General features: G+C 59.0%; 23 protein-coding genes. 11 read left to right on the forward strand and 12 right to left on the reverse strand.

Annotated features, from left to right (window positions below; translation table 11 throughout):
- The first annotated feature begins 41 nt into the window (after positions 1–41).
- From glyA to AACY49_RS17065, 4 genes are all read left to right on the forward strand, one after another.
- On the forward strand, positions 42–1295 hold the full coding sequence (glyA, locus tag AACY49_RS17050; RefSeq protein WP_223485880.1) for a serine hydroxymethyltransferase: 1254 nt from the start codon (positions 42–44) through the stop codon (positions 1293–1295).
- A gap of 276 nt (positions 1296–1571) precedes the next feature.
- Positions 1572–2885 carry a C4-dicarboxylate transporter DctA gene (locus AACY49_RS17055; protein ID WP_339525246.1) on the forward strand — a complete coding sequence of 438 codons (1314 nt, stop codon included), beginning with the start codon at positions 1572–1574 and terminating at the stop codon, positions 2883–2885.
- A gap of 67 nt (positions 2886–2952) precedes the next feature.
- Positions 2953–3657: a FadR/GntR family transcriptional regulator gene (locus AACY49_RS17060; protein WP_339525248.1), complete on the forward strand. Its 705-nt coding sequence runs from the start codon at positions 2953–2955 to the stop codon at positions 3655–3657.
- Between the two features lie 26 nt (positions 3658–3683).
- Positions 3684–4379, forward strand: coding sequence for a GntR family transcriptional regulator (locus tag AACY49_RS17065; protein WP_339525250.1), 696 nt, complete (start codon positions 3684–3686; stop codon positions 4377–4379).
- A 103-nt stretch (positions 4380–4482) separates the two neighbouring features.
- On the opposite strand, the gene yjiA is transcribed toward AACY49_RS17065, so the two are convergent.
- From yjiA to AACY49_RS17080, 3 genes are all read right to left on the reverse strand, one after another.
- Entirely contained in the window at positions 4483–5454 is a 972-nt protein-coding gene (gene yjiA / locus AACY49_RS17070) for a GTPase (protein WP_258698988.1), read from the reverse strand.
- 161 nt (positions 5455–5615) lie between these two features.
- Positions 5616–5813 carry a YbdD/YjiX family protein gene (locus AACY49_RS17075; protein ID WP_007895266.1) on the reverse strand — a complete coding sequence of 66 codons (198 nt, stop codon included), beginning with the start codon at positions 5811–5813 and terminating at the stop codon, positions 5616–5618.
- Positions 5814–5827: 14 nt separating this feature from the next.
- Complete coding sequence (locus AACY49_RS17080; protein ID WP_339525252.1) at positions 5828–7894, reverse strand: carbon starvation CstA family protein; 2067 nt, start codon at positions 7892–7894, stop codon at positions 5828–5830.
- Positions 7895–8050: 156 nt separating this feature from the next.
- Here AACY49_RS17080 and AACY49_RS17085 point away from each other — a divergent pair, with 156 nt between their 5' ends.
- Complete coding sequence (locus tag AACY49_RS17085; protein WP_258698986.1) at positions 8051–8419, forward strand: PilZ domain-containing protein; 369 nt, start codon at positions 8051–8053, stop codon at positions 8417–8419.
- A 128-nt stretch (positions 8420–8547) separates the two neighbouring features.
- Here the strand turns inward: AACY49_RS17085 and radA are convergent, their stop codons facing one another.
- From radA to katB, 3 genes are read right to left on the reverse strand one after another with little or no spacing between them, the layout of a single operon-like run.
- Positions 8548–9915, reverse strand: coding sequence for a DNA repair protein RadA (gene radA / locus AACY49_RS17090; RefSeq protein ID WP_258698985.1), 1368 nt, complete (start codon positions 9913–9915; stop codon positions 8548–8550).
- 45 nt (positions 9916–9960) lie between these two features.
- Entirely contained in the window at positions 9961–10515 is a 555-nt protein-coding gene (locus AACY49_RS17095; RefSeq protein ID WP_258698984.1) for an ankyrin repeat domain-containing protein, read from the reverse strand.
- A 57-nt stretch (positions 10516–10572) separates the two neighbouring features.
- Entirely contained in the window at positions 10573–12114 is a 1542-nt protein-coding gene (gene katB, locus AACY49_RS17100) for a catalase KatB (RefSeq protein WP_258698983.1), read from the reverse strand.
- Positions 12115–12399: 285 nt separating this feature from the next.
- On the opposite strand from katB, the gene mscL reads away from it, so the two are divergent.
- A complete protein-coding gene (mscL, locus tag AACY49_RS17105; protein WP_111454232.1) occupies positions 12400–12813 on the forward strand; it encodes a large-conductance mechanosensitive channel protein MscL in 414 nt (137 codons plus the stop codon).
- A gap of 40 nt (positions 12814–12853) precedes the next feature.
- Here the strand turns inward: mscL and AACY49_RS17110 are convergent, their stop codons facing one another.
- Positions 12854–13630 carry a ferredoxin--NADP reductase gene (locus tag AACY49_RS17110; protein ID WP_258698982.1) on the reverse strand — a complete coding sequence of 259 codons (777 nt, stop codon included), beginning with the start codon at positions 13628–13630 and terminating at the stop codon, positions 12854–12856.
- Positions 13631–13923: 293 nt separating this feature from the next.
- On the opposite strand from AACY49_RS17110, the gene AACY49_RS17115 reads away from it, so the two are divergent.
- Positions 13924–14634 carry an autoinducer binding domain-containing protein gene (locus tag AACY49_RS17115; RefSeq protein WP_258698981.1) on the forward strand — a complete coding sequence of 237 codons (711 nt, stop codon included), beginning with the start codon at positions 13924–13926 and terminating at the stop codon, positions 14632–14634.
- A gap of 191 nt (positions 14635–14825) precedes the next feature.
- Entirely contained in the window at positions 14826–15950 is a 1125-nt protein-coding gene (locus tag AACY49_RS17120) for a methyltransferase (RefSeq protein WP_258698980.1), read from the forward strand.
- A gap of 69 nt (positions 15951–16019) precedes the next feature.
- Here AACY49_RS17120 and AACY49_RS17125 read toward each other — a convergent pair whose 3' ends face one another.
- Genes AACY49_RS17125 through AACY49_RS17135 form a run of 3 tightly spaced genes read right to left on the reverse strand, consistent with a single transcriptional unit; the run spans position 16020 to position 18689 of the window.
- Positions 16020–16187, reverse strand: a complete 168-nt coding sequence (locus tag AACY49_RS17125) for a DUF2474 domain-containing protein (protein ID WP_052967973.1) — start codon at positions 16185–16187, stop codon at positions 16020–16022.
- Positions 16188–16238: 51 nt separating this feature from the next.
- A complete protein-coding gene (cydB, locus tag AACY49_RS17130; protein ID WP_258698979.1) occupies positions 16239–17246 on the reverse strand; it encodes a cytochrome d ubiquinol oxidase subunit II in 1008 nt (335 codons plus the stop codon).
- A gap of 3 nt (positions 17247–17249) precedes the next feature.
- Positions 17250–18689, reverse strand: a complete 1440-nt coding sequence (locus AACY49_RS17135; RefSeq protein WP_339525267.1) for a cytochrome ubiquinol oxidase subunit I — start codon at positions 18687–18689, stop codon at positions 17250–17252.
- Between the two features lie 526 nt (positions 18690–19215).
- Between AACY49_RS17135 and AACY49_RS17140 the strand changes: the two genes are divergently transcribed.
- Positions 19216–20454, forward strand: a complete 1239-nt coding sequence (locus AACY49_RS17140) for an MFS transporter (protein WP_339525269.1) — start codon at positions 19216–19218, stop codon at positions 20452–20454.
- 22 nt (positions 20455–20476) lie between these two features.
- On the opposite strand, the gene AACY49_RS17145 is transcribed toward AACY49_RS17140, so the two are convergent.
- Together AACY49_RS17145 and AACY49_RS17150 are read right to left on the reverse strand one after the other, a co-directional pair.
- Positions 20477–21028: a DJ-1 family glyoxalase III gene (locus tag AACY49_RS17145; RefSeq protein ID WP_339525271.1), complete on the reverse strand. Its 552-nt coding sequence runs from the start codon at positions 21026–21028 to the stop codon at positions 20477–20479.
- A 67-nt stretch (positions 21029–21095) separates the two neighbouring features.
- Complete coding sequence (locus tag AACY49_RS17150; RefSeq protein WP_258698975.1) at positions 21096–21551, reverse strand: YolA family protein; 456 nt, start codon at positions 21549–21551, stop codon at positions 21096–21098.
- Between the two features lie 228 nt (positions 21552–21779).
- On the opposite strand from AACY49_RS17150, the gene AACY49_RS17155 reads away from it, so the two are divergent.
- Both AACY49_RS17155 and trmA read left to right on the forward strand, forming a co-directional pair.
- Positions 21780–23075: an NCS2 family permease gene (locus AACY49_RS17155; protein WP_339525274.1), complete on the forward strand. Its 1296-nt coding sequence runs from the start codon at positions 21780–21782 to the stop codon at positions 23073–23075.
- Positions 23072–24151: a tRNA (uridine(54)-C5)-methyltransferase TrmA gene (gene trmA / locus AACY49_RS17160; RefSeq protein WP_258698973.1), complete on the forward strand. Its 1080-nt coding sequence runs from the start codon at positions 23072–23074 to the stop codon at positions 24149–24151. The genes AACY49_RS17155 and trmA overlap by 4 nt, the downstream gene beginning before the upstream one ends.
- The last annotated feature ends 86 nt before the right edge of the window (positions 24152–24237 follow it).

Here is a 24237-nt window from a genome sequence, read left to right on the forward strand (position 1 = left end):
TAGAATGCCCCCCTTTTCTGCCCCGATCCTTGAGGACCGCCATGTTCAGCCGTGATTTGACTATTGCCAAGTTCGACGCCGACCTTTTTGCCGCCATGGAGCAAGAAGCTCAGCGCCAGGAAGAACACATTGAGCTGATCGCTTCGGAAAACTACACCAGCCCTGCGGTAATGGAAGCTCAAGGCTCGGTATTGACCAACAAGTACGCCGAAGGCTACCCGGGCAAGCGCTACTACGGTGGTTGCGAGTTCGTCGACGTGGTTGAGCAACTGGCCATCGACCGTGCCAAAGAACTGTTCGGCGCCGATTACGCCAACGTTCAGCCCCACGCCGGTTCGCAAGCCAACAGCGCCGTTTACCTGGCCCTGCTGCAAGCAGGCGACACCATTCTGGGTATGAGCCTGGCCCACGGCGGTCACCTGACCCACGGTGCCAGCGTTTCGTCCTCCGGCAAGCTGTACAACGCCGTTCAGTACGGTATCGACGCCAACGGCCTGATCGACTACGACGAAGTCGAGCGTCTGGCGGTCGAGCACAAGCCGAAAATGATCGTGGCCGGTTTCTCTGCCTACTCGCAGATTCTGGATTTCCCGCGTTTCCGTGAAATCGCCGACAAGGTTGGCGCCTACCTGTTCGTCGACATGGCCCACGTGGCCGGTCTGGTCGCCGCTGGCGTCTACCCGAACCCGGTTCCTTTCGCTGACGTCGTGACCACCACCACCCACAAGACCCTGCGTGGTCCACGTGGCGGTCTGATCCTGGCTCGCGCCAACGCCGACATCGAGAAGAAGCTGAACTCCGCAGTATTCCCGGGCGCCCAGGGTGGCCCGCTGGAGCACGTAATCGCTGCCAAGGCGATCTGCTTCAAGGAAGCGCTGCAGCCTGAGTTCAAGACTTACCAGCAACAAGTGGTGAAAAACGCCCAGGCCATGGCCGGCGTATTCATCGAGCGCGGTTTCGACGTGGTGTCGGGCGGTACTCAGAACCACCTGTTTCTGCTGTCGCTGATCAAGCAGGAAATCTCCGGTAAAGACGCCGACGCCGCGCTGGGCAAAGCGTTCATCACCGTGAACAAGAACTCGGTACCGAACGATCCACGCTCCCCGTTCGTCACCTCCGGTCTGCGTTTCGGTACGCCGGCAGTGACCACTCGCGGCTTCAAGGAAGCCGAGTGCAAAGAGCTGGCCGGCTGGATCTGCGACATCCTGGCTGACCTGAACAACGAAGCGGTGATCGACGCCGTTCGTGAGAAGGTCAAGGCCATCTGCAAAAAGCTGCCGGTATACGGCGCTTGATTGCACCGCTAAACCGTAGCAATGAAAAAACCGGCCAGTGATGGCCGGTTTTTTTTCGTCCGCGTTTTTTTCAAATAATGAAAAGGCTCAAGGTCGGGGCATTGCGCCCAACTGGTAAGACCGGTCATGCCAATTATTCAAAATATGCTTGCGATCACCCAAAAACAGCGCCTAGACTGCGCCTGCACTGGACATACCGGTAAGACCACAATAATTAAGTCCTGAATCTGATGCGCCTCGCGCACGGCAGCCAGGACACCGACCAGGATTCCTCCCATGCTCAGATGGTGCTCGCGTTCAATCTTCCTTCAAGTGGTTCTCGGACTGGTGCTCGGCATCGTCTGCGGGCTGGCCCTTCCCGAATACTCCGCCCAACTCAAACCGCTGGGCGACGGTTTCATCAAACTGATCAAGATGCTCATTGGTCTGATCGTGTTCTGCGTGGTGGTCAGCGGCATCAGCGGTGCCGGTGACCTGAAGAAGGTCGGTCGTATCGGCCTGAAATCGGTGATCTACTTCGAAATACTGACCACCATCGCGCTGGTGATCGGTCTGGTGTTCGCCTTCACTACCGGCATCGGCAGCGGCGCGAACATTCATCTGGAGCAGCTCTCCGCCGCCGACATGGGCGACATCGCCCAGCGCGGTCAGCACATGCAAACCACCTCCCAGTTCCTGATGAACCTGATCCCGACCTCGGTAATCGGCGCCTTCGCGGAAAACAACATTCTGCAAGTCCTGCTGTTTTCGGTGTTGTTCGGCAGTGCGTTGAACCTGGTGGGCGAAGCAGCGTCGGGTATTTCCCGGCTGATCAATGAGCTGAGCCACGTGATCTTCCGCATCATGGGCATGATCGTGCGTCTGGCGCCGATCGGCGTGTTCGGCGCCATCGCTTTCACCACCAGCAAATATGGCCTGGATTCGCTGCAGCACCTGGGTAGCCTGGTTGGCCTGTTTTACCTGACCTGTTTCGCGTTTGTGTCATTGATTCTCGGCTTGGTGATGCGCCTTTCGGGCCTGAAGATGTGGCCGTTGCTCAAGTACCTGCGCGAAGAACTGCTGATTGTCATGGGCACCGCCTCCTCCGACGCCGTGCTGCCACAAATCATGCGCAAGCTTGAGCATCTGGGCATCGGCAGTTCGACAGTCGGGCTGGTGATTCCGACCGGTTACTCGTTCAACCTGGACGGTTTCTCGATCTACCTCACCCTCGCCATCGTGTTCATCGCCAATGCCACCGGCACGCCGCTGGCCATGACCGATCTGCTGACGATTCTGCTGGTGTCGTTGATCACCTCCAAAGGTGCCCACGGGATTCCCGGCTCGGCGCTGGTGATTCTGGCGGCGACACTGACGGCGATCCCGGCAATTCCGGTGGTCGGCCTGGTGCTGGTGTTGGCAGTGGACTGGTTCATGGGCATCGGCCGGGCGCTGACCAACCTGATCGGCAACTGCGTCGCCACCGTGGCCATCGCGCGCTGGGAAAAGGACATCGATATTCAACGGGCGAACAAAGTACTTTCTGGCCAGGTGGGTTATACCTTCCAGCCGAGAAAACCTGTCGGCCCTGCGCATCAGCAGGAATTCTGAATAATCGCCGTGCCTGCCCACGAGCAGGCACGGTCATCAATCGTTTTGGATGCTCATGGAGCGAACAGTGATCACCACGTCAACCGTCGTCAATTCAGTCGTAGAAAAACTTCGGGCCGCTCTGGCCCGTGGTCAGTGGCGTTCCGGCGAGATGCTGCCAGGGCAACGTGAGCTGGCCGAACAACTTGGCATCAGCCGCCCGAGCCTGCGTGAAGCGGTGATCGTGCTGGAAACCCTCGGGCTGGTGCGCTCCATGCCGGGCAAAGGCGTGGTGGTGCTGGAAGCCAATCTCAACGACAGCCAAAGCCACGACAGCGCGGTCGCCGGCGCGAGCCTGGAAGACGTGCTGCAACTGCGCTACACCCTCGAGCCATTCATTGTCGGCCTGGTAGCGCAGTCGATCAGCAGCAAGGAAGTCGGGCAACTGCGCCTGACCCTGATGGACATGCGCGAAGCGCTGGAGGCCAGCGACAGCGAGGCCGGTGTGAACGCCTACATCGCGTTCCACGAAGAGTTGTTCACGCTGACCTCGAACCCGATTTTCCAGAGCGTGGTGCAGCAAACCAGTAATGCCCTCAAGCAAAGCGCCGATGTGCTGCGCAATTCGCCTGAGCACCTGGCGGAACGCCTTGAAGAAAACGAAGCCGTGGTGCGTGCCATTCGCAGCAAGAACAGCGCCCAGGCCAGCGCCGAGATGCGTCGGCACATCCTTCGGGAAGGCCAACGGATGGGCATCGAATTGAACATCCCGGACGACCACCTCGGCAGTTGACCCCCTCTTCGAACTGGAGACAGGCCATGAACAGCTTCGCCTCACCACAGATATTCACTGCCCTGCCCTTCTCCCGAACGGACACCGGGAAACCGCCAGCGGATGATCTCTATTCACGGATCTTCGACGCCATTCTCGAACAGCGCATCCATGCAGCCAGTCGTTTTACCGAAGACAGCCTGACGCAGATGTTCAGCGCTCGACGCAGTGACATTCGTGGCGTACTGACGCAGTTGTCCCATCAGCAGATCATTATCCTTCGGACCAATCATCGTCCCCGAGTCGCCGCGCCCGATGTCGAGCAGACTCGGCAGACGCTGCATGCCCGACGACTGACCGAAATCACGCTGGTTCGACTGGCCTGCCAGCAACCTCGCCCACAGGACCTGAAACGCCTGCGCGCCTTGATCGACAGTGAACGCCAATGCACAGCGCGTGGCCCGGCCATTCGATTGTCAGGGGAGTTTCATCTGCAACTGGCCGAAATGGCGGGGAACGCACCGTTGGCGCATTTTCTCGGCAGCCTGGTGCCGCTGACTTCGTTGGCGATTGCTCAGGTAGGCGGTTATTGCACGTGGCACGAGCACACGGAGATTGTCGATGCAGTGGAGCGTGGGGATGTTGTGATGGCCGAAACATTGATGAACCAGCACCTGGATCATCTTGAGGAGGTATTGCTGAACTCTGGATCGGTAGTCAGCCAAAATCGTGTTGCCGGTTAGATCGCCATCGCGAGCAGGCTCGCTCCCACATTTGAAATGCATCCCCCTGTGGGAGCGAGCCTGCTCGCGATGGCGGCATCAGGCTCGCTGAAAATGTCGGGGCTTACTCTGCCGCGACCCGGGCAAACCCCTCACGAATCTTCTCTTCCGGCAACTCATCGGCAATGAACACGATCACACTTTCGCGCGTGTCGTCGTCCGCCCATTCGGTATCCCAGTCGAAACCGTACAACTTCAGCACGCCCTGAAACACCATGCGTCGCGGCTCACCAAGAATGTTCAAAACACCTTTGTAACGCAGCAGTTGCTTGCCATGGTCTTCCAGCAGTTCGTTCATGAACTCACTGAGCTTGTCGATATCCAGCGGTTTATCGGTGCGCAGCACCAGGCTGGAAATGCGGTCGATGGACGGTGCCTTGCTCACCGGGCGCAAGCTCACGCCACCACCGAGGTCAGCATTGAGGTTGAAGCCGCGTACATCGAGCAGTTCGGCCAGGTCGATCTTGCCGTGATCGACCACACGAATAGGCGCGCGGCGATTGATGCGGGTCAGGCGCTCGCTGAGGGCGGTGAAGGTCGGCTCGTCCACCAGATCGCGTTTGCTCACCAGCAAGCGGTCAGCGAAACCGATCTGCGCCTGGGCGATGGTCTGGGTCAGGTGAGCGTCGGCGTGGGCTGCGTCCACCAGGGTAATGATGCCGTCGAGGATGTATCGCTCGCGCAATTCTTCGTCAATGAAGAAGGTCTGCGCCACTGGCGCCGGGTCGGCCAGACCGGTGCATTCGATCACCAGACGATCGAAGGCGATTTCGCCGCTGTCCAGGCGCTCCAGCAGCAGGTACAGCGCTTTGGTCAAATCGGTATGGATGGTGCAGCAAACGCAGCCGTTGGACAGCGTCATCACTTGTACCGGCTCATCGCCCAACAGTTGGGTGTCGATGCCGGCATCACTGAATTCGTTTTCGATCACGGCGATTTTCAGGCCGTGCTCGGCTTTGAGCAGGTGGCGCAGCAGCGTGGTTTTTCCCGCGCCGAGAAAGCCACTGAGGATTGTTACTGGAATGGGAGAGGACAAACGGGTTCTCCTGTTTCACAAAGTTAAGAAACTACACAAAACACATGTGGGAGCGGGCTTGCCCGCGATAGCGACTTACCATTCAACAATAATGCTGACTGATAGTCCGTCATCGCGGGCAAGCCCGCTCCCACAGGGATTGCATCAGCCAGGCTGTCGGGTCAACAGCACTTCGGTCCACCCTTGCCACCGTAACGAGCCTCCTGACGTTCGCGAAAGAACATCTCGTAGCTCATCACCGGCTTGTCCGGGTGTTTGGTTTGCATATGCTCGACGTAGTTGTCGTAGTCGGGCATACCGACCATCAGGCGCGCGGCCTGACCGAGGTATTTACCCAGGCGACTCAGGTCATTGAACATGCTGCACTCCTCGATTACGCATCCGGCTGAGCCTGGAATGGCGCTTCTTTATCCGTACGTTCTTTTTTGCCCCAGGCGGCGATACCGACCTTGAGCGCATAGAACAGGATGCTGAACACCACGAACAGGAACAGCGCGGTCAGCGTTGCGTTGGTGTAGGCGTTGAAGATCACATGCTGCATCTGCTCGATGCTCTTGGCCGGGGCCAGGACCTGCCCGTTGGCCAACGCATCGCTGTACTTCTTGGCCAGCGCCAGGAAGCCGATTGCCGGGTTGGCATCGAACAGCTTGATGAAGCCGGCGGTGGTGGTACAGATCAGCAGCCAAAGCGCCGGCAGCATGGTCACCCAGACGTAGCGTTGGCGTTTCATTTTGATCAGCACGACAGTGCCGAGCATCAGCGCGATACCGGCCAGCATCTGGTTGGAGATACCGAACAGCGGCCACAAGGTGTTGATCCCGCCCAGCGGATCGATCACGCCCTGATACAGCAACCAGCCCCACATCGCCACGCAACCGGCGGTGGCGATCAGGTTGGCGGTCCAGGACTCGGTGCGTTTGAGCGCCGGAACGAAGGAGCCGAGCAAATCCTGCAGCATGAAGCGTCCGGCACGGGTGCCAGCGTCGACCGCGGTCAGGATAAACAGCGCTTCGAACAGGATTGCGAAGTGGTACCAGAACGCCATGGTGTTTTCACCCGGCAGAACACTGTGCAGGATCTGCGCGATACCGACCGCCAAGGTCGGCGCACCGCCGGCACGGGCCAGGATGGTGGTTTCTCCGATGTCTTTGGCCACCGCTTGCAGTGCTTCCGGGGTAATCGCGAAACCCCAGCCGCTGACAGCTTGTGCCACCGCCACCACATCTCCGCCGACGACCGCTGGCGGGCTGTTCATGGCGAAGTACACGCCCGGCTCGATCACCGAAGCGGCCACCATGGCCATGATCGCGACGAAGGATTCCATCAACATGCCGCCATAACCGATGTAACGGGCGTTAACCTCGTTATCCAGCAGTTTCGGTGTGGTGCCGGAGGAGATCAGCGCGTGGAAACCGGACACTGCGCCACAGGCAATGGTGATGAACAGGAACGGGAACAGGCCGCCCTTCCACACCGGCCCGGTGCCGTCGATGAACTGGGTCAATGCCGGCATTTTCAGCTCGGGCATGGTGATCAGAATGCCGATCGCCAGCGCGACGATGGTGCCGATTTTCAGGAAAGTGGACAGGTAGTCACGCGGTGCCAGAATCAGCCACACCGGCAACACTGCTGCCACAAAACCGTAGCCGATCAGCATCCAGGTGATCTGGACCCCGGTGAAGCTGAATGCTTTGGCCCACACCGGGTCAGCAGCAATCTGCCCGCCCAGCCAGATCGAACCCAGCAGCAACGCCACGCCGATCACCGAAATTTCACCGATGCGGCCCGGACGGATGTAGCGCATGTAGATGCCCATGAACATCGCGATCGGGATGGTCGCCATCACCGTGAAAATACCCCACGGGCTTTCGGCCAGGGCTTTGACCACGATCAGCGCCAGCACCGCGAGGATGATGATCATGATCAGGAAGCAGCCAAACAGCGCGATGGTTCCGGGGATGCGGCCCATTTCTTCACGGACCATGTCGCCCAGGGAACGACCATTGCGGCGGGTGGACATGAACAGCACCATGAAGTCCTGAACCGCACCGGCCAGCACCACGCCGGCAATCAGCCACAGCGTGCCGGGCAGGTAGCCCATCTGCGCCGCCAATACCGGACCGACCAGCGGCCCCGCGCCAGCGATGGCCGCGAAGTGGTGACCGAAAAGAATGTGTTTGTTGGTCGGCACATAGTCCAGACCGTCATTGTTGAGCACGGCGGGTGTAGCCCGACGCGGATCGAGTTGCATCACATTGTTAGCGATGAACAGGCTGTAGTAGCGGTAAGCGACCAGATAAATGGCCACGGCGGCGACCACGATCCACAAGGCGTTGATCGCCTCGCCTCGGCGCAATGCCACTACGCCCAGGGCGCACGCTCCCAGGATTGCCAGCAGCAGCCAAGGTAAGTGGCGTAGCAGGCTATTGTTATTTTTCATTTTATGATTCCAGCCAGAGTGGACAAGAAAGACAGCCGTCTCGAGTTTAGCGCTACTGGCCTCAAAGACCACCCCCAACGTTGGTCTAGACCCTGTCTTGCTGGCAGGCTTTAACAATGCGGGTCTATAGTCAGCGGACATTCAGAGGATTGCACCATGAGTGAACACCTTGCTGATCGCCGCCGCTTCAAACGTATTGCGTTCGATGCTCGATCCGAGCTGAGCCAAGGAGAATTCATCTGGCCGGTGAAGCTGATCGACCTGTCGCTCAAAGGGTTGTTGATCGAGCGGCCCGAGCCATGGCTGGGAAATCGGCAGCAGGCGTTCTCGGTCGACATTCATCTGAGCAATGACATCGAGATCAAAATGGATATGGAGCTGACCCATGAAGATCAGGGGCAGCTCGGGTTTGTCTGCAAACACATAAGTCTGGAATCGATTGAGCGCCTGCGGCGTTTGATCGAGTTCAACCTGGGCGATCCGCAAGAGCTGGAGCGCGAACTGGGCGCACTCATCGAAATCTGAAAACGCCGCAATACCCAGTGGGAGCCGGGCTTGCCCGCGATGGCTATTTTAGTCCCACCACAAATGTCGACGGACAAACCGCTATCGCGGGCAAGCCCGGCTCCCACAGGATTGTGTGTTGCTTGCAGCTATTCGAACAACGCATCGAGCGCCTGTTCCAGGCGCGTCACGGCGATAATCTGCAACCCCGGCGGCGCCTCCTTCGGCGCGTTGCCCTTGGGCACGATGGCGCGCTTGAAGCCGTGCTTGGCCGCCTCTTTCAAGCGCTCCTGGCCACTCGGTACCGGGCGCACTTCACCCGACAACCCGACTTCACCAAACACCAGCAGATCATGGGGCAGTGGCCGGTTGCGCAAACTGGACATGACCGCCGCCATCAAGGCCAGGTCGGACGCTGTTTCCAGAACCTTCACGCCGCCGACCACGTTGAGGAACACGTCCTGATCGTGAGTCGGAATGCCGCCATGGCGGTGCAGCACCGCCAGCAACATCGCCAATCGATTTTGATCCAGCCCCAGCGTTACCCGGCGCGGGTTGGCCAAATGGCTGTCATCCACCAATGCCTGAACTTCCACCAACATCGGCCGGGTGCCTTCCCACGTGGCCATGACCACACTGCCCGGGACTTCTTCCTGAGCACGGGTGAGAAAAATTGCCGAAGGGTTGGAGACTTCTTTCAGGCCCTTGTCGGTCATGCCGAACACGCCCAATTCATTCACCGCGCCGAAACGGTTTTTCACCGCCCGCAGCAGACGCAGGCGCCCATCGGATTCGCCTTCGAAATACAGAACGGTATCGACCATGTGCTCCAGCACTCGGGGGCCGGCCAACGCGCCTTCTTTGGTGACATGGCCCACGAGGAAAATCGCCGTGCCGCTTTGTTTGGCGTAACGCACCAGCAACGCCGCACTTTCGCGCACCTGGGAAACGCCCCCGGGTGCCGATTGCAGTTGTTCGGTGAAGATCGTCTGAATCGAGTCGATCACCATCACCTTGGGCTTTTCCTGCCGGGCGGTGGCGATGATGGTTTCGATGCAGGTTTCGGTCATCACCCGCAGTTGATCCTGAGGCAAGCCGAGCCGCCGGGCGCGCATGGCCACTTGCTGCTGAGACTCTTCGCCGGTGACATACAGCGCCGGCATGCTCTTGGCGAGGTTGCACAAGGTTTGCAACAGAATGGTCGACTTGCCGATGCCGGGATCACCACCGATCAACACCACCGAGCCATCCACCAGGCCGCCGCCCAGTACGCGATCGAGCTCACTGGACGCTGTGGAGAAACGCGGAATCTCTTCGACGCTGACTTCGGCCAGGGTCTTGATCTGTGCCTGCTGGCCGGTCCAACCGGTGCGACCACTGGGGGCTGAGGCGCCGCCACTCTCCACCATGGTTTCGGTCAGCGTGTTCCAGGCCCCGCATTCGCCGCACTGGCCGGCCCACTTGGGGAAGGTTGAACCGCACTCGGTGCAGCCGTACATGCGCTTGGCCTTGGCCATCTGAACTCCCGGCAAAAACCGCGATGATAGCTCAGCTGGCACGGATCAGCGCGGCGCCGCCGTGTGGATTTCACCGCTGGCCAGACGCGCGGCACTGTTACCCAGTGGATCTTGAGCGTTCATGTCCGCGCCTTTGGCCTTGAGCGCGTCGAGCAACTCGACGCGCTTGAACAAGCCGGCGTACATCGCGGCAGTTTGTCCTGCACCATTACGTTGGTCGGGGCTGCAATGGGTGGACAGCAAGGTTCTGGCGATCTGCACTTCGCCTTTGAAAATCGCGCCCATCAGCGCCGTGTTGCCGCGTTGATCCTGAGCGCAGGCGTCCGCGCCGGCGGCGAGCAAACGCTCCACGGCGGCACTCTGGCCATGATAGGCCGCCAGAATCAGTGCGGTGTAACCCTTGCTGTCGCGGGTATCGAGGGAATAGCCGGCCTCGATGAAGGTCTCGAGCATCGGCACATCACCGCGTCGAGCAGCATCGAAGTAGTAATCCTGTAATTGGGTTTTCAGCGCCTCGGGGTCCTGCGAGACTTGCGTGCCGGGTCCGGCGAGCACACTGACTAACCAGCACGCCAGAAACACAGACAGATAAATACGCATGGCAACGCTCCTTGATCAGACGGGACCTCGCGTGAGGCCCCGCTTCAGACAGATAGATCAATCGACCAGTTTGGCTGCCAGTGCCTTGACTCGGGCCAGATCACCCTTGGCCACCTTGGTCACCCCTGTCCCGTATTCCGGGTCGGCCTTATAGAGAAAGGACAGGATGATGTGCTTGCTCTCGTCATCGGTGGTGGCCAGGGAGCCGCCGAAGCTGTCGATCAGATCCAGACGTTCCTTCTGGTTGAACGAACGATACAGATCGCCGGCCTGCTTGAAGTTCTGCTCACGCTGAATCTTCGCCTGCTGCGTGCTGCCCGACAGGGTCGACTGGCTGTAACGCGCGGTTTGCGGCTCTTCACGGGGCAGCAAACGACTTGGCTGGTAATTCACGCCCGTGCTGCTGGCGCCAGTGTTCATTGCGCCATCCTGATTACCGTTGTTCACGGTAATTTTGGGGGCGTTGATTGGCAGTTGCAGAGCATTGGCCCCCAGACGATACAGTTGGGTATCGGCATACGAGAACACTCGTCCCTGCAACAAGCGATCTTCAGAAGGTTCGATACCCGGAACTAAATTGGCTGGCGCCATGGCCACTTGTTCGGTTTCCTGAAAAACATTCGCCGGATTACGGTTCAACACCATTTGTCCAACTTTTCGTTCAGGAACACCGGGCCAGATTTTGGTGGCGTCCAATGGATCGAAATCAAACTTGGACAAATCTTGAGGTTTTAGAACCTGGACGTACAAGTCCCACTTCGGAAAGTCACCCTTGTTAATGTGAGCGACCAAGTCATTAGTCATATGACTGTAATCTTTACCTTGAACACCGGCAACTTCTTTGGGGTCGAGATTTTTTATCCCCTGCAAACTTTTCCAGTGAAACTTTACATAGTTAACTTCACCTTTGGCGTTAACCAACTTGTAGGCATGTACACCATTGCCGTCCATCTCCCGATAACTGGCCGGCGTGCCGGAGTTGGAATACAACTCGGTCAAGGTGCGAGTGGCTTCAGGAACATGGGAGAAGAAGTCGAAACGGCGGGAGTCGTCGTCAAGGTTGGTGCGCGGGTCCGGCTTGAAGGCGTGGACCATATCTGGAAACTTGATGGCGTCGCGAATGAAGAAAGTCGGGAAATTGTTGCCGACCAGGTCCCAGTTGCCGTCTGCGGTGTAGAACTTGGTGGCGAAACCACGCGGGTCACGCAAGGTTTCCGGCGAATGATTGCCGTGCACCACCGCAGAGAAACGCACGAATACCGGCGTGCTCTGGCCGCCGGCGAATACCTTGGCCTTGGTCAGGTCACTGAGGTCGTCGGTCACGGTGAACGTGCCATGGGCGCCAGTACCGCGGGCATGCACCACGCGTTCGGGAATGCGTTCACGGTCGAAACGCTGGAGTTTCTGGATCAATTGTACGTCTTGCAACAGCACCGGCCCGGTCGCGCCGGCGGTTTGCGAGTTCTGGTTGTCGCCGACGGCGGCACCGTTATCGCGGGTCAACGTCGCGGCGTTGACGGAGAAGGACAGCAGGCTGGCGGTCAGAACGCCAAGGGTACGACGGAGGGGAAAAGCCCCGAGGCCAAGGGGAGTTGTCATGGATGTTTCCTCTGATTTTATAAGGCGCATCCAGGTGCGCACCACAGAGGCTAGTGACCCGAAGGCCAAAACATAAATAGAAATCCCGTACCGGGCCGATAGCGAAAAGGTTCTGGAAAGCCCGGCCTAGAGCGGGTAAACGCGCGCGATTGGTGGCACTTTGTAAACTTATTGCCAGAAGGCGGGTCGATAAGGGCAAGCATTGTAAGAAGGTGTTTCGAGCAGGAGCCGCCTTGCTGATTTACACTGCGTTCACCAACCTCATCTGTAACAAGGGAATAACCTATGGGCGTGATAAGTGAGTTCAAGGCCTTCGCGGTCAAAGGTAATGTGGTCGACATGGCCGTCGGTATCATCATCGGTGCCGCCTTCGGCAAAATCGTTACGTCGTTTGTCGGCGACGTGGTGATGCCGCCCATTGGCTTGCTGATCGGTGGGGTAGACTTCAGTGACCTGGCCATTACGCTCAAGGCCGCCAACGGCGATGTCCCGGCAGTGATGCTGGCCTACGGTAAGTTCATCCAGAGCATGATCGACTTCATCATTGTCGCCTTCGCGATCTTCATGGGCGTCAAGGCCATCAACCGACTGAAACGCGAAGAAGCCGTTGCGCCAACCCTGCCGCCGGTTCCGACCAAGGAAGAAGAGCTGCTGAGCGAGATCCGCGATCTGCTCAAGGCTCAGAACAATCGGCCCTGATGACCGATTGCCCCAGAAACGGCGCCTCGGCGCCGTTTGTTTACCAGTAGTTTTCCACTGCCACTTGGCCAGGTCGTCGACTGAGGCTCAAGTGCATGTCCCGTTGTTTCAATAGCTGGCGCATGTCATCGATCATCTGTGGATTACCGCAGAGCATCACCCGCGACTGCTCGGCCGTCAGCGCTACACCGGCCGTCCGTTCCAGCTCACCACTTTCCATGAGCCTCGTGATCCGCCCATTCAAGGCCCCCGGATGCTGTTCACGGGTGACGGTCGTTATGAGCTGCAGCTTGTGCGCGTACTCGGCCAGATAGTCACGCTGTGCCAGCCCCGTTATCAGTTCCTGGTACGCCAACTCCCGCGCTTCGCGCACGCTGTAGACCAGGATGATGCGTTCGAATCTTTCCCAAACCTCGAAGTCCTGCAGGATCGACAGGAACGGCGCCAGGCCCGTACCTGTGGATAACAACCAGAGGTCACGGCCATCAACGAAGCGATCCAGCGTCAGATAACCAAAGGCCTGTCGGTCGACCAGCAGTGTATCGCCGACTTCCAGGCGGCTCAGCTCACTGGTGAATTCCCCTCCCGGCACAACAATGGAGAAGAACTCAAGGAACTCGTCATAGGGCGAAGACACCATGGAATAAGCCCGCCATACCGTACTGCCGTCTGCCTTGGTCACGCCCAGCCGGGCGAATTGCCCGCCGCGAAAACGAAAGCCCGGGTCCCTGGTGGTGCGCAGGGTGAACAGGTTTGGGGTCAATGGCTGGACCTCAAGCAAGGTCTGGCGAGTGAATTTTTCCGCACTGGCAGTCATGGGGCGCTCCATTCAACAGATAACCCCAGTGTCCCGCAAAGCAAGCAGCATAAACACCGGTGATTTGTAATGTCTTTTAGGCCACAAACCAAACAGCACAACAATAAAAATGATTACATCTGGCATTGAGTCTGTTAGTCCGTAGTAATAAAGCCAAGAACCGGTTATGCAGTTGCAAGCGTCTTCAAGAACGAAAAAAATTCAGCATACATATAGGAATTCTCTTACAATCTGTAACGTGCTGGATCCAGGATCCAATCCGCACCCCCAAGGAAGCCGCACGGAGTTACCAGATGAAAGCGTGGAAGGAATCACAGCTAATGCAGCTTTCTTACGCCCAGAATTTAGAGACCGCGTACGAGATTTCTCTCAATCTCGTTAAAAACCTGGGCTTTAATTTCTGCGCATTTTCAGTAATACCCCGAACACGAGGGATCCCCCATCATAAGATCAATTTGAATAACTACTCTAGCGAATGGAACACCCAATATGAACAAGAACATTTCAGTGAGATCGATCCAATACTAGCCCACTGCAATCGCTCCGAAATGCCGATTCTTTGGCAGGAGGAAGTCTTCTCAAAGACACCAGCGCTGTGGCAAACACAAAAAAAGCAAGGTTTGCACTATGGCTGGTCCCAATCCGTTCATGATAAGAACGGACTTTGCAGCATGCTAAGCCTGGCCAGAAGCCACTGCCCGATTACTACGCATGATATGTATGAAAATCTGGGCTACGCGATGTTCATCAGCCGGCACCTGCACGGGCTTGCCGTGAAAGACCTGCCTGCCTCCTCGCTGAATCCGGACACCGTGCATTTATCATCCCGAGAAATTGAAGTGCTGAAATATTCAGCCAACGGCAAGACGGCATGGGAGATCGCGACCATCCTCAACCTGAGTGAAAGCACGGTACGGTTCCATTTACAAAACACCATCCGCAAATTCGGCGTCAACAACAAGATTGCGGCGGTGATCAGAGCAGCAAGGGAAGGCGTTATCTAAAACTGTTCGAATCCGGTAATCCCTGCAAGTAATCCAGAACAAAAAAACGTACCATCTGCGATCCATCCTGAGTGATGACGTGGGAAATCCCACGACGCAGCCCACTCGGATGGATCCGCCCGCTACAACGCCCCTGAGCGACGGGCCCCCGCTTGATTATCCTTCGTTGACTACCCAGAGCCCCCTGCCTCATGCCTCTGCTCGAAACCCCCTTCGCTCGACTCGACCTGATCCGCCAGCCAGAACAGCAGAACGAACCGCTGCAAGCGTTTGATGCCGCAGACGAATACCTGCTCAATCATCTGGCCGGACAACAACCGACAGCCGATATCCGAGTGCTGGTGCTCAACGACAGCTTCGGCGCATTGGCCGCCAGCCTGGTGGGCAAGGTCCGGGTGACCAGCAGCGGCGATTCGTTTCTAGCCTTTCAGGGACTGGAAAAAAACCTGATACGCAACGGCCAGGCGTTTGATGCGGTGTCGAAGGTGCCTGCCAGCGAAGCGTTCGTCGGGCCGTTTGACCGGGTCTTGATCCGGGTACCGAAAACCCTGGCCTTGCTGGAAGAGCAACTGATTCGGCTACAGGGTCAATTGGCTCCCGGCGCTCAAGTGGTTGCGGCCGCGATGGTGAAGCATCTGCCACGCGCCGCTGGCGATCTGCTGGAGCGCTACATCGGCCCGGTGCAAGCCTCGCTGGCCGTGAAGAAGGCTCGACTGCTGATCGCCACGCCCGAAGTCAAAGCCTGCGCGATCTCTGCATACCCGACCCGCTATCGACTCGACGAGCCTGCAATCGAACTGCTCAATCACGCGAATGTGTTCTGCCGCGAAGGACTGGATATCGGCACACGGGCCTTTTTGCCGCACTTGCCGAAGAACCTCGGCGCAGCGCGTGTCGCCGATCTGGGGTGTGGCAACGGCGTGCTGGCGATCGCCAGTGCCCTGCAAAACCCCGAGGCCCAATACACCCTGGTGGACGAGTCATTCATGGCCGTGCAATCGGCCGCTGAAAACTGGCGCGCGGCACTGGGTGATCGTGACGTGATTGTGCGGGCCGGCGATGGGTTGGCTGGCCAGGAACCCCAATCCCTGGACGTGGTGCTGTGCAATCCACCGTTTCACCAACAGCAAGTAGTCGGTGATTTCCTGGCCTGGCGGATGTTCCAGCAGGCGCGCGAAGCGCTGGTGGTAGGCGGCGCGCTGTACATCGTCGGCAACCGTCATCTGGGCTATCACAGCAAGCTTGCGCGGTTGTTCCGCGGCGTCGAGCAAGTAGCAGCCACCCCCAAGTTCGTGATTCTCAAAGCCCGCAAATAACCGCGCACAAAAAACCCTCCATCGCGGGAGGGTTGTAAATCCGTGCCGCAAGGCAACGGGATGGGAATTTCAGTGGGTGCTCAGGCCCGCGGCGTTCATGAACATGCGCATCAGGCTGGCCACGATGAACAGTGCCACGACGCTGCCGGTCCAGATCATCGCCAGCCAGCCGAGTCGCTGCCATAGCGGCTTTTTCTCGGCGGCTTCGATTTCCTGCAAATCAGGTTTGCCAGCCATCATCGCTTTCTCCTCTGCAACGGCGCAGGTATCAATCCTGCGCCGTAGTCGCTAGTGGTAACCATCTTCATGGGTGACCTTGCCGCGGAACACGTAGTAGCTCCAGAAGGTGTAACCCAGGATGAACGGGATGATGAACAGCGTACCCACCAGCATGAAGCCCTGGCTTTGCGGCGGCGCGGCAGCGTCCCAGATCGAGATCGACGGCGGCACGATGTTCGGCCACAGGCTGATACCCAGGCCGCTGTAGCCGAGGAAGATCAGCACCAGGGTCAGCAGGAATGGCGTGTAATGCGCGTTGCGGGCCACCGCGCGAATCAAACCGTACAGGGTCACCAGCACCAGAATCGGCACCGGCAGGAACCAGAACAAATTCGGCAGGGTGAACCAGCGTGCGGCGATCTCGGCATGGGCCAACGGCGTCCAGATGCTGACGATGCCAATCACCGCCAGCAACACGAAGGACAATGGCCGCGCCAGGTCATGCATCTGTTCCTGCAGCTTGCCTTCGGTCTTCATGATCAGCCAGGTGCAGCCGAGCAGCGCGTAAGCCACCACCAACGCCGCACCGCAGAACATCGTGAACGGCGTCAGCCAGTCCAGTGAGCCACCGGCGAACTGACGGTTGACCACTGGCAGCCCATCGATGAACGCCCCCAACGCCACGCCCTGAAAGAAGGTTGCGGCGATCGAACCGCCAATGAACGCCTTGTCCCAGAGGTGGCGCTTGGCGTCCTTGGCCTTGAAGCGGAACTCGAAAGCCACGCCGCGGAAAATCAACCCGATCAGCATGAAAATCAGCGGCAGGTACAACGCCGAGAGCACCACCGAATAGGCTAGCGGGAAGGCGCCGAACAAGGCCGCGCCGCCCAATACCAGCCAGGTTTCGTTGCCGTCCCAGACCGGGGCGACGGTGTTCATCATCACGTCACGGTCGGTCTTGCCCTTGATGAACGGGAAAAGAATCCCTATCCCCAGGTCGAAGCCGTCCATGACCACGTACATCATGATGCCGAAGATGATGATCACGGCCCAGATCAGCGGAAGATCAATACCCATGATTCAAATCTCCTTGTTCAGGCTGTGGTTGTGATCACCGTCACCGTTGTCATCGGCTGCGGACAGCGGACGGGCCGGCGTACGTTTCTGGCCAGGACCGCCTTCGTTGGTTTCCTTGCCTTCGTCGACCTTCGGCCCTTTGCGCACCAGGCGCATCATGTAGCCAAGGCCGGCACCGAACAGCGCGAAATACACCACAACGAACATGATCAAGGTGATGCTCATCTGCACGAAGCTGTGCCCGGAGGACGCATCCGCCGTGCGCATCAGCCCATAAACCACCCATGGCTGACGACCGATTTCAGTGGTGAACCAGCCGGCGAGGATCGCGATCAGACCGGACGGCCCCATCCACAACGCCAGGTACAGGAACGGACGCGAGGTATACAGCTTGTCACGCTTGCGCAGCCACAGGCTCCACAGACCGGTGAAGATCATCAGGAAACCCAGGCCGACCATGATCCGGAACGACCAGAAGACGATGGTCGAATTCGGCCGGTCTTCAGGCGGGAACTCCTTGAGCGCCGGTACTTGCTTGTCCATGGTGTGGGTCAGGATCAGGCTGCCCAGATACGGAATCTCGACCGCGAATTTGGTCTTTTCGGCTTTCATGTCCGGCCAGCCGAACAGGATCAACGGGGTCGGTTCATCGCCAACATTTTCCCAGTGGCCTTCGATCGCAGCGATTTTCGCCGGCTGGTGCTTAAGGGTATTGAGGCCGTGGAAGTCACCGATGACGGCCTGAATCGGCGCCACGATCAAGGCCATCCACATGGCCATCGAGAGCATGGTGCGGATCGCCGGGTTGTCCTTGCCACGCAACAAGTGCCAGGCCGCCGACGAACCGACGAAGAAAGCGGTAGCCACGAACGCCGCCGTGGCCATGTGCATCAGGCGGTAAGGGAACGACGGGGTGAAGATAATCGCCAGCCAGTCCACCGGGATGACCTGGCCATTGATGATTTCGTAGCCTTGCGGAGTCTGCATCCAACTGTTGGAGGCCAGAATCCAGAAGGTCGAAATAAGGGTGCCGATGGCCACCATGACCGTGGCGAAGAAGTGCAGCTTGCGCCCGACCTTGTTCCAGCCGAACAGCATGACGCCAAGGAAACCGGCTTCGAGGAAAAAGGCGGTGAGTACTTCGTAGGTCAATAACGGCCCGGTCACGGAACCGGCGAAATCCGAGAATCGGCTCCAGTTGGTACCGAACTGATAGGCCATGACCAAACCGGACACCACGCCCATACCGAAGTTGACGGCAAAGATCTTCGACCAGAAATGGTACAGATCGCGGTAAGTGTCATTGTGCGTCTTCAGCCACAGGCCTTCGAGCACCGCCAGGTAACTCGCCAGGCCAATGGTGATGGCCGGGAACAGGATGTGGAACGAAATGGTGAACGCAAACTGAATCCGGGCGAGATCAAGTGCCTCCAAACCGAACATAAGTCTTCCTCTGTCAGGTAATACCGGCTGAAGGCTTGCGGCCTGCACCCACTGCCCCCACGGATATGGAGTGTGGCGAATTTGAATTCGTTCTTTTTCTACCATCATCACAACGTAGGGAATCTGGCCATCAGGCCACCCGATCAATTCCACGAAGGGTCTTGATCTGGATCAAGCAATGTTGAAAGAGTAGTCGCATTTTTGCCGATGGACGGTGTGGTCTATTGCCGCGTGACAGGTTGCCTCACGGGTTTGGTCATGAACTGCAATACATTCCCTGTGGCGAGGGAGCTTGCTCCCGCTCGGCTGCGCAGCAGTCGTAAAACCGGGTAATGCGATATGCCTGTGGGAATGAGATGGCAGGTTCAGGACTGCTTCGCAGCCCAGCGGGAGCAAGCTCCCTCGCCACACGGGATTTCGTCTGCTCCGCAGATCGGTGTCTAGCTAACTAAATTTCCCGCCCTCGCAACCTCTGGTTACAGGTAGGTGATAATCTCGCCCTTCCCTCGCTCAAGACCTGCCTCAGATGCCCAGCCAAGCGCCCTTGCTGTTACGTCATCACCGCCCGTTTATCGCGTTTTGGCTGGCTCGGGTATTTACCGCCAGCGGTTTTCAGATGCTGACCGTGGCCATTGGCTGGAATCTTTATCAACTGACCGGCAACGTGCTCGATCTGGGTCTGGTGGGGCTGGTGGAGTTTGCCCCGCGGGTGTTGTTCATGCTGCACACCGGGCATGTCGCGGACCGCTACGACCGGCGTAAGGTCGCGGCGATCTGTCAGTCCCTGCAAGCGTTGATCGCCCTGTCGCTGGCCATCGGCAGCGCGACCGACCATGTCACCCGGGAGATGATCTTCATCCTCGCGTTCCTGCTGGGTGCCGCCCGCTCCTTTGAGATGCCAACGACCCAGGCCTTGCTGCCGAGCATCGTGCCCAGCGCCCTGTTCCCCCGCGCGGTTGCCGCCGCGCAATCTGCGCAACAATCGGCGACCATCGTCGCCCCGGCGCTGGGCGGTTTGCTCTACGCCTTCGGCAGCGTCTGGGTGTATGGCCCGACGGTGATCCTCTACCTCATCGCCTGTACGCTGATGCTCAACCTCCCGGCCCGGCAGACGCCGCTGAACAAGGGCAAGGCGACCCTGGATTCGCTGCTGGCAGGCATCCGCTTCATTCGCAGCCGCCCGGACATTCTCGGAGCAATTTCCCTGGACCTGTTTGCCGTCCTGCTGGGTGGCGCGACCGCGCTGCTGCCGGTGTTCGCCAAAGATATTCTGCTGACCGGCCCCTGGGGGCTGGGCCTGTTGCGTTCGGCCCCGGCGGTGGGTGCGCTGCTGATGTCGCTGTTGCTGGCGCGATTTGCCGTGGAGCGCAACGTCGGACGGGTCATGTTCACCGCCGTGGGCGTATTCGGCGTGGCGACGATCGCTTTCGGCTTGTCGACCTCGTTCTGGTTTTCCCTCGCCGTGCTGGTGGTATTGGGTGCGGCGGACATGATCAGCATGGTGATCCGCGCCTCGTTCGTGCAACTGGAAACCCCGGACGAAATGCGCGGCCGGGTCAGTGCCGTGAATGGTTTGTTCATCGGCGCTTCGAATCAGCTAGGCGAGTTCGAGTCCGGCCTGACGGCCCACTGGTTCGGCACCGTGCCAGCGGTGGTCATGGGCGGCGTCGGCACGCTGGTGGTGACCGGGGCGTGGATCAAACTGTTCCCGACCCTGGCCAACCGCGACCGCATGCATGTGCCGGTGGAAGCAGTCAGGGCATGACGCAGTCTGTCCAGGGCGCTCTCTAAACCACCAACTCCCCCGCCACCGTCGACCGCGTGGCTTTGCCACAGAGTTGCTCCACCAGCGTCAGCGCAAACTCCAGCGCGGCGCCCGACCCCTGGGCGGTGATGCAGTTGCCGTCGACCACGACCGGTTGATCGATGAAGTTGCAGCCTGACAGTTGATGACTGACAGTGCGCAGGCAGGTCATGCGCCGCTGACGCAGTACGCCAAAGGTTTGCAGTGCCAGCGCCGGAGAGTCGGCAATACCGGCGAACAGGCGTCCGGCTGCCACCTGGTCCTTGATCAATTGTTGCAGGGGTTGGTGAGCCGCCAAATGCTGCGCCCCCACGACACCGCCGGGCAGAACGATCAGGTCGAAAGGCTGGGCCAGCAAATCCACCAACATCGCATCGGCGGTCAAGCGGGTGCCGCGAGCGCAGGTGAGCATGCGTCGCGACTCGATGCTGGCCACCACCACTTCGACCTTGGCGCGGCGCAGCACATCGATCAGGGTCACGGTTTGCAGATCGTCGATGCCCTCGGCGAGGGTAATCAGGGCTCTAAAGGTCATGGGCGCGGTCCACAGGATGATCTTTAAAGCGTAGTCAGCTTTCCTGTCCCTTGTTCGAGCCTGGCTGTTACTTGATGTAAAGCTGGGTCGACATCGTGTTGCCCGGTGCGTTGATCGAGGTGTTGCTGAAAGTGAAGTTGCCGTCCTGCTTGCCCTTCAGGTCGAAGATGTACAAAAAGCCGACCACCTTGGTCCGTTCAGAGCAATCCGTCAGATTGCCGTTATCGAACGCGCAGACTTTGGTCCGGGTGCCATCCACCTCGAAACCGTCCAGCGCGACATGGGCCTGGCGACCGTAGCCGACTTCCAGCACGTAAACCTTGATGTTCGGCCCCTTGTGGTCGCAACGGGTTTGCGCCTGGCCGTCCGCGATACTTTCAAAGCCACAGCCTGGCGATTCGACCTTGAGTACCTTTACCTGGCTCAACGGGGGCGCCGTCGCTGCCGAGGCGATTTGCGCCCCCAGGAACAATGCGATCAATATTGCGAATGCGGTAACCGCACGCCTGTTCATGCACTTCATATTCACCCTTCCCTCTCCCCCCAAAAAAACAGAGCGCAGTATGGCGCAGTTCCCTTTTGGGCAAAACATCGACGACGATCGTAGCCATAAGCAGCCATAACCCTACGCTGCTGGTATGATGCGCGGCTTTTTCCGACCCACAGAAATTTCCCAGGCGCCTACGGCGGTCTGTGCTTTGCTGTTGAGGTCGATACATTCACGGCGCCGGGCGCGCCACGGGGAGCAGACATGCTGGAAAGGCTGTTTCAACTCAAGGCACACAACACCAACGTGCGGACCGAGATTCTGGCGGGCGTCACGACCTTTTTGGCCATGGCCTACATTCTGTTCGTCAACCCGAGCATCCTCGGCGAGACCGGCATGGACAAGGGCGCGGTGTTTGTCGCCACCTGCCTGGCAGCCGCCATCGGCTCGACGACCATGGGCCTGATCGCCAACTACCCGATCGCCCTCGCGCCGGGCATGGGGCTGAACGCCTTCTTCACTTACACCGTGGTTCTGCACATGGGCCACACCTGGCAAGTGGCACTGGGCGCGGTGTTCCTCTCGGCGGTGATGTTTTTCCTGTTGTCGATCTTCCGCATCCGCGAATGGATCATCAACAGCATCCCGCTGGCGCTACGCTCGGCGATTGCCGCCGGTATCGGCCTGTTCCTGGCGCTGATCGCCCTGCACAACGCTGGTATCGTGGTCAGCAACCCGGTAACCATGGTCGGCCTCGGTGATCTGACGCAACCGGCGCCGATTCTCGCAAGCCTCGGTTTTGCCCTGATCGTGGCGCTTGAAGCCCTGAAAGTGCGAGGTGCGGTACTGATCGGCATTCTGTCGGTGACCATCGTCTCCATCCTGTTGGGCTTCAGCCCGTTCGGCGGCGTGATGTCGATGCCGCCATCGCTGGCCCCGACCTTTCTGCAACTGGATATCAAAGGCGCACTGAACATCGGTCTGGTCAGCGTGATCTTCGCCTTCCTGTTCGTCGATCTGTTCGACAACTCCGGCACCCTGATTGGCGTTGCCAAACGCGCTGGCCTGATGGGCAAGGACGGTCACATGCCGAAAATGGGCCGCGCCCTGATCGCCGACAGCACCGCGGCCATGGCCGGTTCCTTGCTGGGCACCTCGACCACCACCAGTTACATCGAATCCGCAGCCGGCGTGAGTGCCGGTGGCCGCACCGGCCTGACCGCTGTCGTGGTGGCAATTCTGTTCCTGCTGGCGCTGTTTTTCTCGCCATTGGCGGCCAGCGTTCCAGCCTTCGCCACCGCGCCTGCATTGCTGTTCGTCGCCGTACTGATGACATCTGGCCTGGCGGAAATAGACTGGGACGACATCACCGTCGCCGCACCGGTCGTGGTCACCGCCCTGGCCATGCCGTTCACTTATTCCATCGCCAACGGCATCGCCTTCGGTTTCATCGCCTGGACCGCCGCCAAATTGTTGTCCGGTCGCGGCCGTGAACTGAATTCGGCGCTGGTGATTCTGTCGATTCTGTTCGTGATCAAGTTGGGTTGGTTCAACGCATGACTTTTGATTCCCAGGCTTACGCCGCACAGCTCGAAGAAAAGGTCACGCGCCTGCGTGACCTGCTGGCCCCATTCGGTGCCCCCGAACCCGCAGTGTTCGACTCGCCGCTGAAAAACTTCCGCCTGCGTGCCGAGTTCCGCCTGTGGCGTGAGGCCGGCGAGCGCCATTACGCGATGTTTTCTCAGGAAGACAAACGCACGCCGATCCTGATCGAGGAATTCCCGATCGCAAGCCTGCGCATCAACCAATTGATGCCGCAACTCAAGGCGGCGTGGCAAGCGAGTGCTGCCCTGAGCCACAAGCTGTTCCAGGTAGAGTTTCTGACCACGCTGGCTGGCGATGCGATGATCACCCTGTGCTACCACCGCCCGCTGGACGAGCACTGGCACGCGGCGGCGTCGAAGCTGGCGGCCGAGCTGAACGTCAGTGTCATTGGCCGTTCGAAGGGCAAACGCGAAGTGATCGGTCACGATTACGTGGTCGAGAAACTTGAAGTCAGCGGTCGCACCTTCAGCTATCGCCAGCCGGAAGGCGCGTTCACCCAACCCAACGGCACGGTGAACCAGAAGATGCTCAACTGGGCGTATGACGCCCTCGGCGATCGTTCCGACGATTTGCTGGAGCTGTATTGCGGCAATGGCAACTTCACCCTGCCACTCGCTACCCGCGTGCGCAAAGTGCTGGCCACCGAAATCAGCAAGACCTCGGTCAACGCTGCGCTCAGCAACCTGAGCGAAAATGCGGTGGATAACGTCACGCTGGTGCGTTTATCCGCCGAAGAGCTGACCGAAGCCCTGAACGAAGTTCGCCCGTTCCGTCGCCTGCACGGCATCGACCTCAAGAGCTACGAGTTCGGTAGCGTGTTCGTCGACCCGCCCCGCGCCGGCATGGACCCGGACACTTGCGAGCTGACCCGGCGCTTCGACAACATCCTCTACATTTCCTGCAACCCGGAAACTCTCGCGGCCAACATCGCCCAACTGCACGACACTCACCGCATCACTCAATGTGCGATGTTCGACCAGTTTCCATGGACCCATCACATGGAATCCGGAGTGTTGTTGACCCGTCGTTGATTACATCCCTACACACAAACCAGCCGTCCCCGGGACGGCTTTTTTGTGGGCGATTGAAACGCTCTGTATTTGTGCGCCCTTATTTG

It is taken from the genome of Pseudomonas sp. EL_65y_Pfl2_R96 (genome assembly GCF_963970905.1).
Taxonomy (GTDB): Bacteria; Pseudomonadota; Gammaproteobacteria; order Pseudomonadales; family Pseudomonadaceae; genus Aquipseudomonas.

Bases quoted from the DNA above. Each gene is read 5' to 3' on its own strand.
- glyA (WP_223485880.1), top strand. From the start codon at position 42: ATGTTCAGCCGTGATTTGACTATTGCCAAGTTCGACGCCGACCTTTTT.
- AACY49_RS17055 (WP_339525246.1), top strand. From the start codon at position 1,572: ATGCTCAGATGGTGCTCGCGTTCAATCTTCCTTCAAGTGGTTCTCGGA.
- AACY49_RS17065 (WP_339525250.1), top strand. From the start codon at position 3,684: ATGAACAGCTTCGCCTCACCACAGATATTCACTGCCCTGCCCTTCTCC.
- AACY49_RS17075 (WP_007895266.1), bottom strand. From the start codon at position 5,813: ATGTTCAATGACCTGAGTCGCCTGGGTAAATACCTCGGTCAGGCCGCG.
- AACY49_RS17080 (WP_339525252.1), bottom strand. From the start codon at position 7,894: ATGAAAAATAACAATAGCCTGCTACGCCACTTACCTTGGCTGCTGCTG.
- AACY49_RS17085 (WP_258698986.1), top strand. From the start codon at position 8,051: ATGAGTGAACACCTTGCTGATCGCCGCCGCTTCAAACGTATTGCGTTC.
- radA (WP_258698985.1), bottom strand. From the start codon at position 9,915: ATGGCCAAGGCCAAGCGCATGTACGGCTGCACCGAGTGCGGTTCAACC.
- AACY49_RS17095 (WP_258698984.1), bottom strand. From the start codon at position 10,515: ATGCGTATTTATCTGTCTGTGTTTCTGGCGTGCTGGTTAGTCAGTGTG.
- katB (WP_258698983.1), bottom strand. From the start codon at position 12,114: ATGACAACTCCCCTTGGCCTCGGGGCTTTTCCCCTCCGTCGTACCCTT.
- mscL (WP_111454232.1), top strand. From the start codon at position 12,400: ATGGGCGTGATAAGTGAGTTCAAGGCCTTCGCGGTCAAAGGTAATGTG.
- AACY49_RS17110 (WP_258698982.1), bottom strand. From the start codon at position 13,630: ATGACTGCCAGTGCGGAAAAATTCACTCGCCAGACCTTGCTTGAGGTC.
- AACY49_RS17115 (WP_258698981.1), top strand. From the start codon at position 13,924: ATGAAAGCGTGGAAGGAATCACAGCTAATGCAGCTTTCTTACGCCCAG.
- AACY49_RS17120 (WP_258698980.1), top strand. From the start codon at position 14,826: ATGCCTCTGCTCGAAACCCCCTTCGCTCGACTCGACCTGATCCGCCAG.
- AACY49_RS17125 (WP_052967973.1), bottom strand. From the start codon at position 16,187: ATGGCTGGCAAACCTGATTTGCAGGAAATCGAAGCCGCCGAGAAAAAG.
- cydB (WP_258698979.1), bottom strand. From the start codon at position 17,246: ATGGGTATTGATCTTCCGCTGATCTGGGCCGTGATCATCATCTTCGGC.
- AACY49_RS17135 (WP_339525267.1), bottom strand. From the start codon at position 18,689: ATGTTCGGTTTGGAGGCACTTGATCTCGCCCGGATTCAGTTTGCGTTC.
- AACY49_RS17140 (WP_339525269.1), top strand. From the start codon at position 19,216: ATGCCCAGCCAAGCGCCCTTGCTGTTACGTCATCACCGCCCGTTTATC.
- AACY49_RS17145 (WP_339525271.1), bottom strand. From the start codon at position 21,028: ATGACCTTTAGAGCCCTGATTACCCTCGCCGAGGGCATCGACGATCTG.
- AACY49_RS17150 (WP_258698975.1), bottom strand. From the start codon at position 21,551: ATGAAGTGCATGAACAGGCGTGCGGTTACCGCATTCGCAATATTGATC.
- AACY49_RS17155 (WP_339525274.1), top strand. From the start codon at position 21,780: ATGCTGGAAAGGCTGTTTCAACTCAAGGCACACAACACCAACGTGCGG.
- trmA (WP_258698973.1), top strand. From the start codon at position 23,072: ATGACTTTTGATTCCCAGGCTTACGCCGCACAGCTCGAAGAAAAGGTC.